The organism is Corynebacterium sp. AOP12-C2-36 (assembly GCF_052379185.1).
GTDB lineage: Bacteria > Actinomycetota > Actinomycetes > Mycobacteriales > Mycobacteriaceae > Corynebacterium.
In genome coordinates this window covers 46,022-60,732 of sequence record NZ_JBQSYJ010000013.1, presented here as the reverse complement: position 1 = coordinate 60,732, position 14,711 = coordinate 46,022, and the positions used below count along the sequence as shown (strand labels likewise).

At 67.5% G+C, this 14,711-nt stretch carries 11 protein-coding genes and 1 riboswitch; of the genes, 5 read left to right on the top strand and 6 right to left on the bottom strand.

Annotation, left to right across the window (positions count from 1 at the left end):
• The first annotated feature begins 83 nt into the window (after nt 1-83).
• Together ACT3UN_RS12105 and ACT3UN_RS12100 are read left to right on the top strand one after the other, a co-directional pair.
• Nucleotides 84-2,534, top strand: a complete 2,451-nt coding sequence (locus tag ACT3UN_RS12105; protein WP_441582718.1) for an MMPL family transporter — start codon at nt 84-86, stop codon at nt 2,532-2,534.
• Nucleotides 2,524-3,174 (top strand): TetR/AcrR family transcriptional regulator, encoded by a 651-nt coding sequence (locus ACT3UN_RS12100; protein WP_441582719.1) that lies wholly within the window; start codon nt 2,524-2,526, stop codon nt 3,172-3,174. The genes ACT3UN_RS12105 and ACT3UN_RS12100 overlap by 11 nt, the downstream gene beginning before the upstream one ends.
• 62 nt (nt 3,175-3,236) lie before the next feature.
• Here ACT3UN_RS12100 and ACT3UN_RS12095 read toward each other — a convergent pair whose 3' ends face one another.
• Nucleotides 3,237-3,914, bottom strand: coding sequence for a DUF1648 domain-containing protein (locus ACT3UN_RS12095; RefSeq protein ID WP_441582721.1), 678 nt, complete (start codon nt 3,912-3,914; stop codon nt 3,237-3,239).
• 158 nt (nt 3,915-4,072) lie between these two features.
• Nucleotides 4,073-4,205: riboswitch (FMN riboswitch) on the top strand.
• A 9-nt stretch (nt 4,206-4,214) separates the two neighbouring features.
• On the opposite strand from ACT3UN_RS12095, the gene ACT3UN_RS12090 reads away from it, so the two are divergent.
• Nucleotides 4,215-4,967, top strand: a complete 753-nt coding sequence (locus tag ACT3UN_RS12090; protein WP_441579851.1) for a nicotinamide mononucleotide transporter family protein — start codon at nt 4,215-4,217, stop codon at nt 4,965-4,967.
• On the opposite strand, the gene ACT3UN_RS12085 is transcribed toward ACT3UN_RS12090, so the two are convergent.
• Nucleotides 4,942-6,012, bottom strand: a complete 1,071-nt coding sequence (locus tag ACT3UN_RS12085; RefSeq protein WP_301442719.1) for a 3-hydroxyisobutyryl-CoA hydrolase — start codon at nt 6,010-6,012, stop codon at nt 4,942-4,944. The two genes, ACT3UN_RS12090 and ACT3UN_RS12085, sit on opposite strands and share 26 nt — an antisense overlap.
• Before the next feature lie 111 nt (nt 6,013-6,123).
• Between ACT3UN_RS12085 and ACT3UN_RS12080 the strand changes: the two genes are divergently transcribed.
• Complete coding sequence (locus ACT3UN_RS12080) at nt 6,124-8,007, top strand: AMP-dependent synthetase/ligase (protein WP_444657191.1); 1,884 nt, start codon at nt 6,124-6,126, stop codon at nt 8,005-8,007.
• 4 nt (nt 8,008-8,011) lie between these two features.
• Here ACT3UN_RS12080 and ppk2 read toward each other — a convergent pair whose 3' ends face one another.
• Together ppk2 and ACT3UN_RS12070 are read right to left on the bottom strand one after the other, a co-directional pair.
• Nucleotides 8,012-8,884: a polyphosphate kinase 2 gene (gene ppk2 / locus ACT3UN_RS12075; RefSeq protein ID WP_301442721.1), complete on the bottom strand. Its 873-nt coding sequence runs from the start codon at nt 8,882-8,884 to the stop codon at nt 8,012-8,014.
• A 19-nt stretch (nt 8,885-8,903) separates the two neighbouring features.
• Nucleotides 8,904-9,227 carry a putative quinol monooxygenase gene (locus ACT3UN_RS12070; RefSeq protein ID WP_441582722.1) on the bottom strand — a complete coding sequence of 108 codons (324 nt, stop codon included), beginning with the start codon at nt 9,225-9,227 and terminating at the stop codon, nt 8,904-8,906.
• Nucleotides 9,228-9,420: 193 nt separating this feature from the next.
• Between ACT3UN_RS12070 and ACT3UN_RS12065 the strand changes: the two genes are divergently transcribed.
• Nucleotides 9,421-10,017 carry a hypothetical protein gene (locus ACT3UN_RS12065; RefSeq protein ID WP_441582723.1) on the top strand — a complete coding sequence of 199 codons (597 nt, stop codon included), beginning with the start codon at nt 9,421-9,423 and terminating at the stop codon, nt 10,015-10,017.
• A gap of 947 nt (nt 10,018-10,964) precedes the next feature.
• Here the strand turns inward: ACT3UN_RS12065 and ACT3UN_RS12060 are convergent.
• Nucleotides 10,965-12,797 carry an alpha/beta hydrolase gene (locus tag ACT3UN_RS12060; RefSeq protein ID WP_444657190.1) on the bottom strand — a complete coding sequence of 611 codons (1,833 nt, stop codon included), beginning with the start codon at nt 12,795-12,797 and terminating at the stop codon, nt 10,965-10,967.
• A 41-nt stretch (nt 12,798-12,838) separates the two neighbouring features.
• Nucleotides 12,839-14,692 carry an ABC-F family ATP-binding cassette domain-containing protein gene (locus tag ACT3UN_RS12055; RefSeq protein ID WP_444657189.1) on the bottom strand — a complete coding sequence of 618 codons (1,854 nt, stop codon included), beginning with the start codon at nt 14,690-14,692 and terminating at the stop codon, nt 12,839-12,841.
• Nucleotides 14,693-14,711 lie beyond the last annotated feature (19 nt).

Sequence of the window (14,711 nt, the reverse complement as noted above, 5' to 3'; positions counted from 1 at the left end):
CACGTCGGCTCCATTTACCCTGCTAGAAACATAGCTGTGCACTGATGGTGCAATTTTGCGTGGAGAGTGCAATAATATCGCGCATGGCTAAACTCCTCTACCGGATCGGACGATCCGCATACCTCCACCGGTGGCGCTTCATCGCCGTCTGGCTCCTGCTCCTCATCGGTGCGGGCACCGCCGCCGCGACCATGATGAAGCCCACCTCCATGTCCTTCACCATCCCCGGGCTCGAATCCGTCGAGACCCAGGAGGAGATGGGTGAGCTCTTCCCCGGCGACGGCGACGACATGGAGGCCCCCACCGGCACCGTCGTGGTCCGCGCCCCCGAAGGCGGCTCCCTGACCGACCCCGCCACCAAGGCCGACCTCGACTCCCTCATCGCCGACCTGCAGGGTGAGGACGCCCTGGTCGACACCGAGTCCATCGTGGACCCGGTGACCGCCGCCGCAGGCATGGAGCAGCAGCTCACCGCGGCCAAGGCCGAGCAGGGCATGCCCGAGGAGCAGATCCAGGCCGACCTGCAGGCACTCTCCCCGCTCAGCGAGGACGGCCGCACCGGCACCTTCACCGTGACCTTCCAGGGCGACACCGCCCAGGACGTCTCGAGCGAGGACATCACCGCCGTCACCGACACCCTCGACGGTGCCGTCACCGACAACCTCGACGTCTCCTACAACGGCAACGTCTTCCAGGTGCAGGAGATCGGCGGCACCGCCGAGCTCATCGGCATGGCCGTCGCCGCCCTCGTGCTGATCATCACCTTCGGCTCCTTCGTGGCCGCCGGACTGCCGCTGATCACCGCCGTCGTCGGCGTGGGCACCGGCATCATGCTGATCTACGCCGGCACCGCGCTGACCGACTCGATCAACAACATGACCCCGACCCTGGCCTCCATGATCGGCCTGGCCGTGGGCATCGACTACGCCCTGTTCATCGTGTCCAGGTTCAGGAATGAACTCGTCGCCTTCTCCGGCGGCAACAACATGACACCGAAGGAACTCGCCCAGGCGATCAAGGGCACCACGCACCGGCAACGCGCGCACCTGGCCGGACTGGCCGTGGGCAAGGCCGGCTCCGCCGTCTGCTTCGCCGGGCTGACCGTGATCATCGCGCTGACCGCGCTGTCGATCATCAACATCCCCTTCCTCACCGCCATGGCCCTGGCTGCGGCCCTGACCGTGTTCATCGCCGTGGTCGTGGCGATCACCCTGCTGCCCGCCATCCTCGGCGCCTTCGGCACCAAGTCCTTCGCCGGACGCGCGCCGTTCGTCAAGGCGCCGGACCCCGAGGACGAGAAGCCCACCATGGGCCTGAAGTGGGTCCGCCAGATCCGCAAGCGTCCCCTGGTCTTCGCCCTGAGCTCCGTGCTGTTGCTCGTGATCCTGGCGATCCCCGCCCTGGGTCTGCAGCTCGCCATGCCCACCGACGACTCCGCCAAGCTCGGCAGCCCGCAGCGCACCGCCTCCGAGTGGGTCAACGAGGACTTCGGCCCGGGGCGTAACGCCCCCATGGTCGCCCTCGTCCAGACCGACGACCCGGAGCAGGGCATGGCCGCCTTCGGCACCGCCGTGGAGCAGATCAGCCAGGTCGACGGCGTCTCCAACGCCCAGATCGCCCAGGTCTCCGAGGACGGCACCGCCGCCCAGGTCCTGATCACCCCGACCACCGGCGCCACCGACGAGGCCACCAACGACACCCTCCAGTCCCTGCGCGACGCCGAGACCACCTTCGCCGCCGACACCGGTGCGGAGTACTCGGTCACCGGCGTGACCCCGATCTTCGAGGACATCTCCGACCGACTGTCCGACGTGCTCATCCCCTACGTGGCCATCGTGGTGGTGCTCGCCTTCGTCCTGCTGGTCGTCGTGTTCCGCTCCCTGTGGGTCCCGCTGATCGCCGCACTCGGCTTCGCCCTGTCCGTGGCAGCCACCTTCGGCCTGACCGTGGGCATCTGGCAGTGGGGCTGGCTCGGCATCACCAACGACCCGCAGCCGATCATCTCCTTCCTGCCGATCATGCTCATCGGCATCGTCTTCGGACTCGCCATGGACTACCAGGTGTTCCTGGTGACCCGCATGCGCGAGGGCTACGTCCACGGCAAGACCGCCGGCAACGCGGTGGCCAACGGCTTCAAGCACGGTGCCCGCGTGGTCACCGCCGCCGCCCTGATCATGATCTCGGTGTTCGCCGCCTTCATCCTCATGGACGAGCCGTTCATCGCCGTGATGGGCTCCGCCCTGGCCATGGCCGTGCTGATCGACGCCTTCGTGGTCCGCATGACGATCGTCCCCGCCGTGCTGTTCCTGCTCGGCGACCGGGCGTGGAAGCTGCCGAAGTGGCTGGACAAGATCCTGCCCAGCGTCGACGTCGAGGGTGAGGGCCTCGTCGGCCTCGAGGCCCCGGAGGACACCGGGACCACCGGCAAGCACGAGAAGCAGCCCGCCGCCGTCGGCGCCGACACCCCGGACGGCACCCACGGCGAGCACAGCGCTCAGGACGCCGACCAGCCCGGTGAGACCGATGGCCGCTGAGGAAGCACTCTCGCTGCGGGAGCAGAAGAAGGAGGAGACCCGGCGCGCCCTCGCCCGGGCGTCCGCCGAGCTCCTGCTCGCCGAGGGCAGTGACGGCATGACCGTCGCCGCCGTCGCCGAGCGGGCCGGCGTGTCCACCCGGACATTCCACAACTACTTCCCCCGCAGGGAGGACGCCCTGCTCCTCTTCATCGAGGAGACCATCGACGAACTGCGCCGGCAGGTCGAGGACGCCCCGGCCGAGGAGCACCCCCTCGACATCCTGCGACGGCTCATCACCGACCGCATCGACGAGGACGGGACCCCGTCCGACGACCCGGGCACGCTGCTCAACCTGCGTTCCATCGGCGACCACCTGAGCTACAGCACCGGCCGCGAGGACCGGGAACGGGTTCTGCACATCGCCGACGGACTGCTGGACGCCCTGCACAAGCGGTCCGAGTCGACGATGAGCCGCCAGGCCACCGCCCTGATGCTGATCTCGTCCCTCGCGGCGGGTTCCATCGCGGTGGAGGCCAGCGCCGTGGGCGACAAGCGCGCGTGCATGGTGCTGTCACCCGGGTGGGCGTCGTCCGACCGCAACGCCTCGGAGATCATCGACGAGGAGTTCGGACTGCTGCGCGAGGGCTTCGGCGCCTGACGCGACCTGCCGATAACTGCCAACGACGGTTTCTGTCTAACGGCCGGGACGCCCCGGCCCGCTCAGAGCAGCGCCGCGACCGCCATCGACAGCAGCAGCACCGCCGTCGCGAGCATGATCAGCGAGAGCACGACTGCGCCGATGCGTCCTCCCCTGGTGGCGACGTTGAAGGTGAAGTTCGTGCCGCTGCCGGTGTCCACCATCACCCGGTCGCTGCCGGGAATCTCCACGAAGAGCAGCCAGCGTCGCCGCCGTCCGTCGGAGTAGGGGTACTTCTTGGCGATGGCGTCCGACTTACGTCCGCCCACCACCAACAGCCATATGGTGGCGGCGAGGATGCCGAGCATGCCGAGGGCGTCGAGCAGCCCGGCGATGCTGCGCAGCCACGGGGCGTTCAGGCCGAGCATCAGCAGCGTCAGCGAGGTCGAGAGCATCACGCAGTACCAGCCCAACAGCGGCTGCATCACGCGCAGTTCGTGCCAATGCCGTCGAGCGTCGGCGAGCGTCTTCGATCCGCCCGGCTCGAACAGGGTGCCGGAGTGCATCTGGAGGAACGCTCCGGCACCGGCCATCGCCAGCACGCACAGCAGTGGCCCGAGCAGGATGTTGACCAGCAGCGTCCCCATCGACTTCGGCGCCCAGGCGTCCGGTTCGCCAGTGAACCCCCAGTGCGTGGGCATCGGATCCGGCAGCGAGCCGTAGGACGCGACCAGGGCCAACGCGGCCAGAACGGGCGGCACCACGGCCAGTAGATAGAGGTGGCCCGGCATCTTTACCGGCGGGTGGTCTGCTTTCCGAGGTTTTTCGTGTGATTCCGCCGACATGCCCTCAGAGAGTATCAGTCCGAATGAGCCTAACCTCCGACACGCCGTCGCGGCAGGTGTAACGTGACGTCGGTAAGCATTCTCAGGGCGGGGTGGAAGTCCCCACCGGCGGTGAAAGCCCGCGAGCGCCACCTCCACCAGGTGGGTCAAGCAGACCCGGTGTAATTCCGGGGCCGACGGTCATAGTCCGGACGGGAGAGAAAGGCTGGACACCTCATGTCCGCAGTACTGTCGTCCCTCCAGGACGGCCTCACGACATTCCTCAACGCCCAGTGGACGATCGGCGACTCCGCCGTCCTCTGGCGCGAGATCATCGGCAACGGTTTCGGCATCGCCTCCGCCATCGGCGGTATGCGGAGGGTGGTGTGGGCCTGGCCGGTGGGCATCGCGGGCAACGTCCTGCTGTTCACCGTCTTTCTCGGCGGTGTCTTCCACACCCCGCAGGACCTGGACCTCTACGGGCAGGCCGGACGCCAGGTCATGTTCCTCATCGTCAGCGTCTACGGCTGGTGGCAGTGGCAGCGCGCGAAGACCGCCGGGCTGCGCGAGCCGGCGGACACCGACCCGTCGCGCTCGATCCTCTCGGAACCGGCGGACACCTACGAGGCGGTGCAGCCGCACTGGGCGTCGAACCGGGAGCGGGTGGGCATGCTCGTGGTCGCGGTGGTGGGCACCTGCGGTTTCGCGTGGGTGTTCAGCGCACTGGGGTCCTGGGGTCCGTGGGCGGACGCCTGGATCTTCACCGGCTCGCTGCTCGCGACCTTCGGCATGGCCAGAGGCTGGACGGAGTTCTGGCTGATCTGGATCGCGGTGGACGTCGTCGGCGTGCCGTTGCTGTTCACCGCCGGCTACTACCCCAGCGCCGTGCTCTACCTGGTCTACGGTGTGTTCGTGGCCTGGGGTTTCGTGGTCTGGGTGCGGGTTCAGCGCAGGAGCGCCGAGGTCACGCCTGAGCCACTGTCCGTCTGAGCTCCCCGACCTGCTCGTCGGTGACCTCGGCGACGCTGGCCGGGGTGAAGTGGGCGTCGCGGTCCTTGTCGACCAGCACGGCGCGCACCCCCTCGGGGAAGTTCGGCTGGCGGCGCAGCAGGCGTCCCAGCGCGTACTCGGCGTCGAGCGCGCCGCGCAGCGTCGCGTCCGCCGAGTGGTTCAGCAGGACGGCCGCGGCGAACAGCGACAGCGGGTTGGCGGGCGCGAGCAGGCCGCGGACCTCCTCGGCGAAGTCGCCGGACGCCGCGGCGAGGCGCGCGTCGACCGCCGCCCAGTCGTCGCCGGCGAAGGTCTCGGCGATCCACCCGAGGTTCTCCTCCAAGCAGGACGCCTCCTCGGGGCGGTGGGTGAGCGTGAGCGCGGCGTCCAGGCCGTCCTGCAGCAGGACGTCCTGGAAGCGCTCGGCCTCACCGTCCGGCAGGCGGTGGGTCGCCAGGCCGCTCCACAGCAGGTCGGCGGCGGTGATGCGGTAACCCGTGGTCGCCAGGAACAGGCCCACGGCGGTCCGGGCGTCCTCCGGGACGTTCGGCAGGTGGGTGAAGGCGTGGGAGATGCCGACGTCGGTGATGAAGCCGATCGCCATCTCCGGCATCGACGCCCACGTCCGGTCGGTGACGACACGGACGTCGGCGTGTGCGGAGACGCCGAGGCCGCCGCCCATGGTGATGCCGTCGACGAGGGCGACGGTGGGCTTCGGGAACGTCGCCAGCGCGTGGTTCATGTCGTACTCGTCGCGGAAGAGGTCGTCGCCGGCGGTGTAGTCGCCGGTGAGGTCTGACTCGCGGACGGAGCGCACGTCCCCGCCGGAGCAGTAGGCCTTCTCCCCCGCCGAGCACAGCAGCACCTGGCGGACGTCCGCGTCGTCGCTGAACCGGTCGAGCGCGGCGGCGACGGCGTTGATCATCTCGTGGTTGAGCGCGTTGAGCGCCTTCGGCCGGTCGAGGGTGACGATGCCGGTGCCGTGCAGGGACTCGACACGCACGAGAGGACTTTCGGGGTACGGGGACGAGGTTGCGGAAGCCATGTCAGCCATGGTGGCACGGAACCGCGGAAGATGCTTCGGGAAACACCGGTCACCACACAGTCATTTTGCTATCGTGACACAAAGCACACCTTCGTCCCGGATGGAGTCCGAATGACACCTTCGCCCAGCCCAGCGCCCGCCACCGTGCGCATCGACCCCGCGGTCCGGTCCGTGGGGCACATGCTCCGCAACCGTATCGGGGCCACGCCCGACCGTAGGGCCTACAGCTACCCCGTGCCGCACGCGGGCGGGGACGAGACCTGGGAGGCCGTCACCTGGGCCGAGCTCGGGACGCAGGCCACCGAGGTCGCCGGCGGACTGATGTCGTTGGGGATCGAGCCGGAGAACCGCGTCGCCATCGCCAGCTCGACGCGCTACGAGTGGGCGTTGGCGAACTACGGGATCATGTACGCCTCCGCGGCCACGGTGACGGTCTACCCCACCTCCATCGCCGACGACGTGGCGTACATCCTCGACGACTCCGGCTCCCGCCTGGTCTTCGCCGAGGACGCCGACCAGCTGGGCAAGCTCCTCTCCCTGCGCGAGTCGATCCCGGACGTGGGCACCGTGGTCCTGTTGGAGGGTGAGGTCCCCGCGGAACTCGCGCAGGACGCTACCGGATGGGCGGTCACGCTCGACGAGCTCCGCGCCACCGGCCGGGAGTACATGGACGCCAACCCCACCGCCGTCGACGACCGGATCGACGCCACCACCCTGGAGCACCTCTCCACCCTGATCTACACCTCCGGGACGACCGGACGGCCCAAGGGTGTGCGGCTCCCCCACCGGGTGTGGGTGTTCGAGGCGCACGCGTCCGAGCAGACCTCCAACTCCGGGCCGGAGGACCTGCTCACCATCGACGACAAGCAGTTCCTGTGGCTCCCCCTGGCCCATGTGATGGGCAAGCTGCTGCTCGTGCTGCCGTTGCAGATCGGTTTCGAGACCGCCATCGACGGGCGGATCGACAAGATCGTGGAGAACCTCGGCGTGGTGAAGCCGACGTTCATGGGCTCGGCCCCGCGCATCTTCGAGAAGGCCTACAACGGTGTGGCGACGATGATGGCCAACGAGGGCGGGGTGAAGGAGAAGCTCTTCCACTGGGCCAGCCGGGTGGGCGTGCAGGTCTTCACCGCCGACAACGGCGTGGGCTCCGCGGGCACGTGGGTCCGGCTGCAGGCGAAGATCGGCGACAAGCTGGTCATGTCGAAGATCCGGGAACGTTTCGGGAACAACGTGCACTACTTCATCTCCGGCTCGGCGGCGTTGAACACGGACGTGGCGCGTTGGTTCGGCGCGGCCGGCATGCCGATCCTCGAGGGGTACGGGCTGACCGAGTCGAGTGCGGCGTCCTGCCTGACGCGGCCGCAGTCCTACCGGGCCGGCTACGTGGGCCCGCCCCTGGACGGCGTGGAGGTGCGCATCGCCGACGACGGGGAGGTGCAGCTGCGCGGGCCGGGCGTGATGGACGGCTACCACAACAACCCCGAGGCCACCGCCGAGGTGCTCGACGCCGACGGGTGGTTCTCCACGGGTGACATCGGCGAGATCGACGAGGAGGGCCGGGTCAGGATCACCGACCGCAAGAAGGAGCTGTTCAAGACCTCGAACGGCAAGTACGTGGCCCCCGCCCAGATCGAGGCGAAGTTCAAGGGCCTCTGCCCCGTGGCCAGCCAGATCGTGACCGTGGGAAACGACCGCAGTTTCGTCTCCGCGCTGATCACCCTGGACGACGAGGCGGTCAGCGCCTGGGCCGCACGCCAGGGACTGTCGGGCAGCTACAAGGACATCGTGCGTGCCTCGGAGACCCGGGAGATGGTGCAGGGCTACGTGGACGAGCTCAACAGCCACCTCAACCGGTGGGAGCAGGTGAAGAAGTTCACGATCCTGCACCGCGACCTCGGCGTGGAGTACCAGGAGGTCACCCCGTCACTGAAGCTGCGCCGCAAGGTGATCCACGAGCACTTCGAGCGGGAAATCGAGGCGCACTACGCCTGAGGGGCTACTTGCCCTTCTTCTTGTTCTTCTTGGGCTTGCGCTCCAGCTTCGAGGCCAGGTCCGGCACGTAGCGGAACTCGGTGCGCGGGGGACGCTCGTAGTCGGAGGCCACCTCCGGGCGCTCGGGGATGTGCGGCGGGGTGTGCTCGACCTTCTCCCACGGCACGGAGGACAGCAGGTGGTTGATCACGTTGATGCGTGAACGCTTCTTGTCCTCGCTCTCCACCGTGTACCAGGGGGCGGTGGGGGTGTCGGTGTGGGCGAACATCTCGTCCTTCGCCCGGGAGTAGTCCTCCCACCGGGTGATGGACTGGAGGTCCATCGGGGAGAGCTTCCACTGGCGCAGCGGGTCCTCGCGGCGGGAGGTGAAGCGGGCGACCTGCTCCTCGTCGGAGACGGAGAACCAGTACTTGCGCAGCATGATGCCGTCCTCCACGAGCAGCCGCTCGAAGATGGGTGCCTGGTGCAGGAAGCGGCGGTACTCCGGGGCGGTGCAGAAGCCCATGACCCGCTCCACGCCGGCGCGGTTGTACCAGGAGCGGTCGAAGATCACGATCTCACCGGCCGAGGGCAGCTTCTCCACGTAGCGCTGGAAGTACCACTGCCCCTGTTCGCGGGACGTCGGCGCGGGCAGTGCCTCGACCCGGCAGTAGCGGGGGTTGAGGTACTGGGTGATGCGCTTGATGGCTGAACCCTTGCCGGCGGCGTCGCGGCCCTCCATGATGACCACCACGCGGGCACCGGTCTCCCGCACCCACTGCTGCATGTCGACGAGGTCCGCCTGGAGCTTCTTGAGCTCCTTCTCGTAGGCGACCTTGTCGAGCTTCGGCGGGCGGGTCGCGGTCGGGTTTTCGGCAGGTGCGTTCCGTGACGTCATGTCTGACGAGTTTACCCCGTCACTCCACGGAGAACTCCGTCATGCGGTCCCACTCCCTCTTACCGGGGATGGAGGTATTAACGATCTGCGGGGTCTCGGAGAGCACCGTGGGGAAGAGCTCGCAGGCGGCCTTGAAGTGGTCGCTCTCCACGTGGGCCCCGTCGGCCCCGTCCTCGAAGGCCTCCACCAGGAAGTACTCGGTGGGATCGTCGGTGCCGCGGAACCAGTCGAACCAGAGGTTGCCGGCTTCGGCGCGGGTGGCGTCGGTGAAGTCGGCGACGACCTCCCGGAAGTTCTCGACGTACTCGGGAAGCGGGCGGAATCGGACGTTGATCAAGATCATGGCGGCGATTCTACGCGTGCTTCTAGGTGAGCGTCAGCGCAGGTCACAAGGTCGCTCACCGCCGGGAGATTCCGGACGAGCTCAGGAACTCCGGTATCTGGGCACGCTGCGATGGGCATATGACGGGAACGAAGCACAATCACAGGACGCCAGTCGCTCGTCACGCTCCTCCGAGATCCACTAGGTTATCGCCATGAGCATGGACGTCATCGGGAACATCGCCAGCATCTTCGCCGCAACAGGCACGGCGATAGGCCTGTACATCGCCTACAGCCAGCTCAAGGTGGCCAAACTCGGAAGCATGCGGCACGCACTCGCCGTCTCATTAGAATCCTCCAGCTCAGTCAATGAACAACGGCGTGTGGAGTTCGAACTGTGGGCTGTAGGCCCGGGATCCTTCTACGACCTGTCGATATACGCGCACTACGGCAACGCCTGGACTCCACTCATGAAGGCCCGCCCAGAGTTCGACCGATCGTGCGGGAAGATCTCCCGGACAGTCGCCATCCCCGAATCTCACCTTGAGAAAGCAGAGATCGTCATGAAGTGGGCCGTCGGAGGGAAGACTTCTGAGGGGCTCGACGACCGCCTCTCAAAGGTTTCAGTCAGAACCGGAGAGAGATACATCTGGCACCTGAAGAAGTACTCCTCGCTCATCGAACGGTGGAACCGCCGAGTGAAACAGGTCTGCCACGACAAGCACCCCCTCATCCGACCCGTGGGGAGATGGCGCTCGATGCCCAACGCCGTCTTCACAGAGCGCAGCCACCCAGGTTGGCCGCACCCGTAACGAAGACCGGAAACAGCAAAACCCCCGCACCGTGGGTGCGGGGGGTTGGCGTCACCGTGAAGCGACTTACTCGTCGCCGGCCTCAGCACCGGTGATGGAACCGGTGATGGTCTCCAGGGCGGAGGTGAAGAAGCCGGAGATGGCGTTGACGATGGTGCCGATGATGTCGATCATGGGAAGACCCTTCGATAGATGTATATGATTTTCTGCGGCGTTGCTCATGCCTCGCTGCTACAGGAACGATACCGATGAAAGTCCCGAGGTTGTTACATGGGGCAGACTACATACCCCCGTTTGGGGTGAAAATGATCGGCGTTCACCGTCCTGAACAGCTAGAACGATAAAAGAATCCGCGCACCAGCCCCGTTCAACAGGGGCCCGGTGCGCGGATTCGCGAAAGGCAGGCACACACGAAGATGTGCTCTCAGCGCGGGTTCATCACGTCCGCACATGTTAAACATACCTTATGTCGGGGAACGTACCTATTCACCGCACGGACGCAAGAGAAGGCCCCCGCACCGAAGTGCGGGGGCCAACGTCGCTAGTGCGACTTACTCGCCAGCGATGGAGCCGGTGACGAGTTCCAGAGCCTCGGTGAAGAAGTCGCCGATGGAGTTGACGATGGTGCCGATGATGTCCAGCATGATGATGCCTTTCGATAGAAGTATATGAGGTTCACAGCGAAGGATTAACCTCGCTGCACCACATAGCCTACCGACTGAGTTGTTCATGTGTTAGACAGGCCAAACTACACACCCCCATAAGGGGGGCTTGACTATCCATAGGCACTGTTCATGGCACTTATGCAATCGGTCGCCCGGGGAGAACGCGCCGCGACGGCAGGTCACGGATGGTCGCCACCCTGGCACTACCTGTAGGTCCAGGTCAGAATAGTGATGCAGAAATGTCTATATGCTCATACTGAATTCAGTCAGCGTCGGCCCGGATCACCCGTTGTCGACACCGACCTCCTTCTCCGGGCCCTGGTTCTCCATCGCATCGTCCAGCTGCACACGCAACCGCTCCACGTCGTCGACAGAGAAGCGGTCCTCCCCCGCCACCGCCACCAGACCGTCCAGCACGGAGGTGCCGTAGTTGTGGCCGTGCCCGTTGGGCACGTTGCCCGCACGCGGCAGGTCCAACGTCACCTGCCAGAAGGTGACGATCGGCATCCACTGCATCGTCGGCGACCGGTCGAAGCCCGGCGGCTCCTTCAGCCAGTCCGGCTCCCGGAACAGCAGGTTCGGCGACCACCACACCACCGGGTCCGAGGGGTGCTGGACGTAGAGCACACGCGAACCGTCCCAGGACGTCCCGCCGTCCTCCGGGTCGTTGATCCACCGCTGGATCTGCTCGGAGTTCTCCGCGAAGCGCACCATCATGCCGCCGGAGTACTCCGGGTCAACCTCACGGGTCCCCGGGTCGCGACGCGTCACGAAGTCCCGCCACAGCTCGTTGCTGTTCGGCGGGCCCAACCACAGCACACCGTCCACCGTGGAGGCGATGTCGCGCACACCGGAGAACCCACCCTCCCCGGCCGTGGTGCCCAGAGACTCGCCGTACACGTAGAGCTTCGGACGGTTGTCCGCCGGCAGGCGCTCCCACCAGTCGGCGACCGCGTCGATCAGCTCCTTGCCGGCCTCGCGCACCCGGTTGCGGTCCGTGATGAACTGCAACGCGCTCGGCAGGTAGGAGTATTGGTCGGCGGCGATGGCGGTGTTCCCGTCGAACATCAACTCGAAGGCCTGCGCGGCGGTGGGGTTCACCCACCCCGTGCCCGTCGTCGGCGCGACCATCAACGCCTCACGGTCCTGGGCGTTGGTGCGCTCCAGCTCGTCGACCACGTTCAGGGCACGCGCGCGGTCGGTGTCGCCGTTGCCCAACCCGGCGTACACCCGGATCGGCTCCTCGGCGGGACGTCCCGTGAGCTCCTCGAGCTGGTCCTTGTACAGGCCCAGCGCGGTGAACCGCGTGCCGTAGGCACCGAGGTCCTCCCACTCGTTCAGCGACCCCGGCCCGCCACTGCGCTCCGGGACCGTGGGCTCCACCAGATCCTCGCGGATCTCCTGGTCGCGCACCGAGGAGATCCGCTCGCTGACCCGCAGGATCGTGCCCGGCAGGATCTGGTCGGCCACGAACACCGTGACCACACCGACGACCGCCCACGACACCAGCAGCTTCAGGCCGTACCGGGTGTGCTGACCGGGTACCGCGCGTGCCAGCAGCACCGTGCCGCGCACCACGATCTTGCCCACCAGGTAGAAACCCACCCACAGCAGCAGGCCGACCGGCAGCACCTTCAAGAACTCGCCGGCGGAGTATGCCTCGTCGCCCATGATGTCGGCGATCTGCTGCTGCCACTGCACCGCGAAGAGGATCCACACCAGCAGCGCGACCACGATGACCGCGATCAGCGCGACCCGCAGCCGCGGACGCCACCGCGGCGGAATCGTCCGCCCCCGGGTCACCACGGTGATCAGCGGCTCCACCAGGTCGCGGATCCACAGGACCCACACCCACTGGAGCACCACGCCGACCAGGTGGCCCGTCGCCGCCGACAGCCCGGCGGCCACGCCCTGGAACAACCAGTCACGCGTCAGCAGCGAGGGGGTCAGCGACAGCGCGAACATCAACGCACCGACCACCAGCCCCCACGTGCTGGGCTCCATCAGGCCGCGCAGGAACCCCCGGTGCTCCGGCTCGGGCTTCGCCCCGTGGTCCTGCCGGACGATCACTCCGGGGAAGTCGGGCGAGTTGTCGTCCTGAACCACCTGCACCACTCAGCCTCCACGCACGTCAACGTCATGTATGGCTAGTGAGTCTAGCAGCCGGTCTCCCTGCGCTCGGCGACCTCGAGCCAGCTCATCTCCAGTTCCTCGTGCTCGTCCCTGGCAGCGGACAGTTTCATGTCCAGTTCCGACAGCAGCGCGGTGTCGATGTTGCCGTCCGCCGGGGCCGAGGCCTCCGCCATACGGCGGTTCAGGTCGTCCACGTTCGCCTGCACCTTGGACATCTTGCGCTCCAGCGCGCCGAGCTCCTTGGACAGCGCGCGGTCCTCCTGCGCGGACAACGCCGGCGCGGTCGGGGCTGCAGGTTCAGCCGTCTTGTCGGACGCCCCGCCGAGCGCCATGTTGCCGGTGTGCCGGTTCTCCAGGGCGGCCTGCTCGGCACGCCGGTCCAGGTACTGGGAGATCCCGCCGGGCAGGTTCGTCAGCCGCCCGTCGCCGAACAGCGCCCAGGTGGAGTCGCAGATCCGCTCCACGAGGTAGCGGTCGTGGGAGATCACGACCATGGTCCCGGCCCAGCCGTCCAGCAGACTCTCGAGTTCCTGCAGGGTGTCGATGTCCAGGTCGTTGGTGGGCTCGTCGAGCAGCAGCACGTTCGGCTCCGCCATGAGCACACGGGTCAGCTGCAGTCGGCGGCGCTCGCCACCGGAGAGGTCACCGACCGGGGTGCGCTGACGCTTCGAGGAGAAGCCCAGCCGCTCGGCCATCTGCGAGGCGGTGAGCTCCTTGTCGCCGATCTGCACCCGGGAGGCCACGTCCTCCACCGCGTCGAGCAGCCGGCGGGCGGGGTCGAGGTCGTCGAGCTCCTGGCGCAACCAGCCGATCTTCACCGTGCGGCCCTCGACCCGACGCCCCGCCGCCAGCGGGTGCTCGCCGGCCAGGGTGCGCAGCAACGTGGTCTTGCCCGAGCCGTTCACACCCACCAGGCCGATGCGTTCGCCGGGGTTCAGCCGCCAGGTGAGGTCCTCGACCAGGGGTCGGCCGTCCGGGGTGGCCACGGTGGCGTCCTCGAGCTCGATGACCTTCTTGCCCAGGCGCCGGGTGGCGAAACTCATCAGCTCCACGGAGTCGCGCGGGGCGGGGACGTCCTGGATCAACGCCTCGGCCGCCTCGATGCGGTAGCGCGGCTTGGACGTGCGGGCCGGCGCGCCACGACGCAGCCACGCCAACTCCTTGCGCGCCAGGTTGGCGCGGCGCTGCACGGCGGCGTCGGCCTGCCGGGCACGCTCGGCGCGGGCGAACGTCCAGTCGTTGTAACCGCCCTCGTAGACGTCCACGACCCCGTCATGGACCTCCCAGGTGTGGTTGGCGACGGTGTCGAGGAACCAACGGTCGTGGGTGACCACGATCAGCGCGCAGCGCCGCGACAGCAGGTGCGACGCCAGCCACTGCACACCCTCGACGTCCAGGTGGTTCGTCGGCTCGTCGAGGATCAGCAGGTCCAGGTCCCTCACCAGCGCCGCGGCGAGGCCCACGCGACGGCGCTCGCCGCCGGAGAGCCCGGCCACCGGGGTGTCCAGGCCGTCCTCCCCCAGCTCGGCGACGCCGAGGCCGTGCAGCACCTCACGCACGCGCGGGTCCGAGGCCCACTCGTAGGTCTGCAGGCCCAGCGGTTCCAGGACGGACGCGCCGACGGTGTCGCCGGCGAGGTCGACGTCCTGCGAGACGCGCGCCATGCGCAGGTCGTTGTTCCGCGACACCCGGCCGGCGTCGGCGGTGTCGTCGCCGGAGAGGACCCGCAGCAGGGTGGACTTGCCGCCACCGTTCAGGCCGACGACGCCGATACGGTCGTCGGAGTTCACGCCCAGGCTGACCTTGTCCAGCAGGGTCTTGAGACCGTAGGACTTCTCGACGTTCTCCAGGTTGATCAGGTTGACCGGTGTTGCCATGGCGGTTCGGGGGGATCCT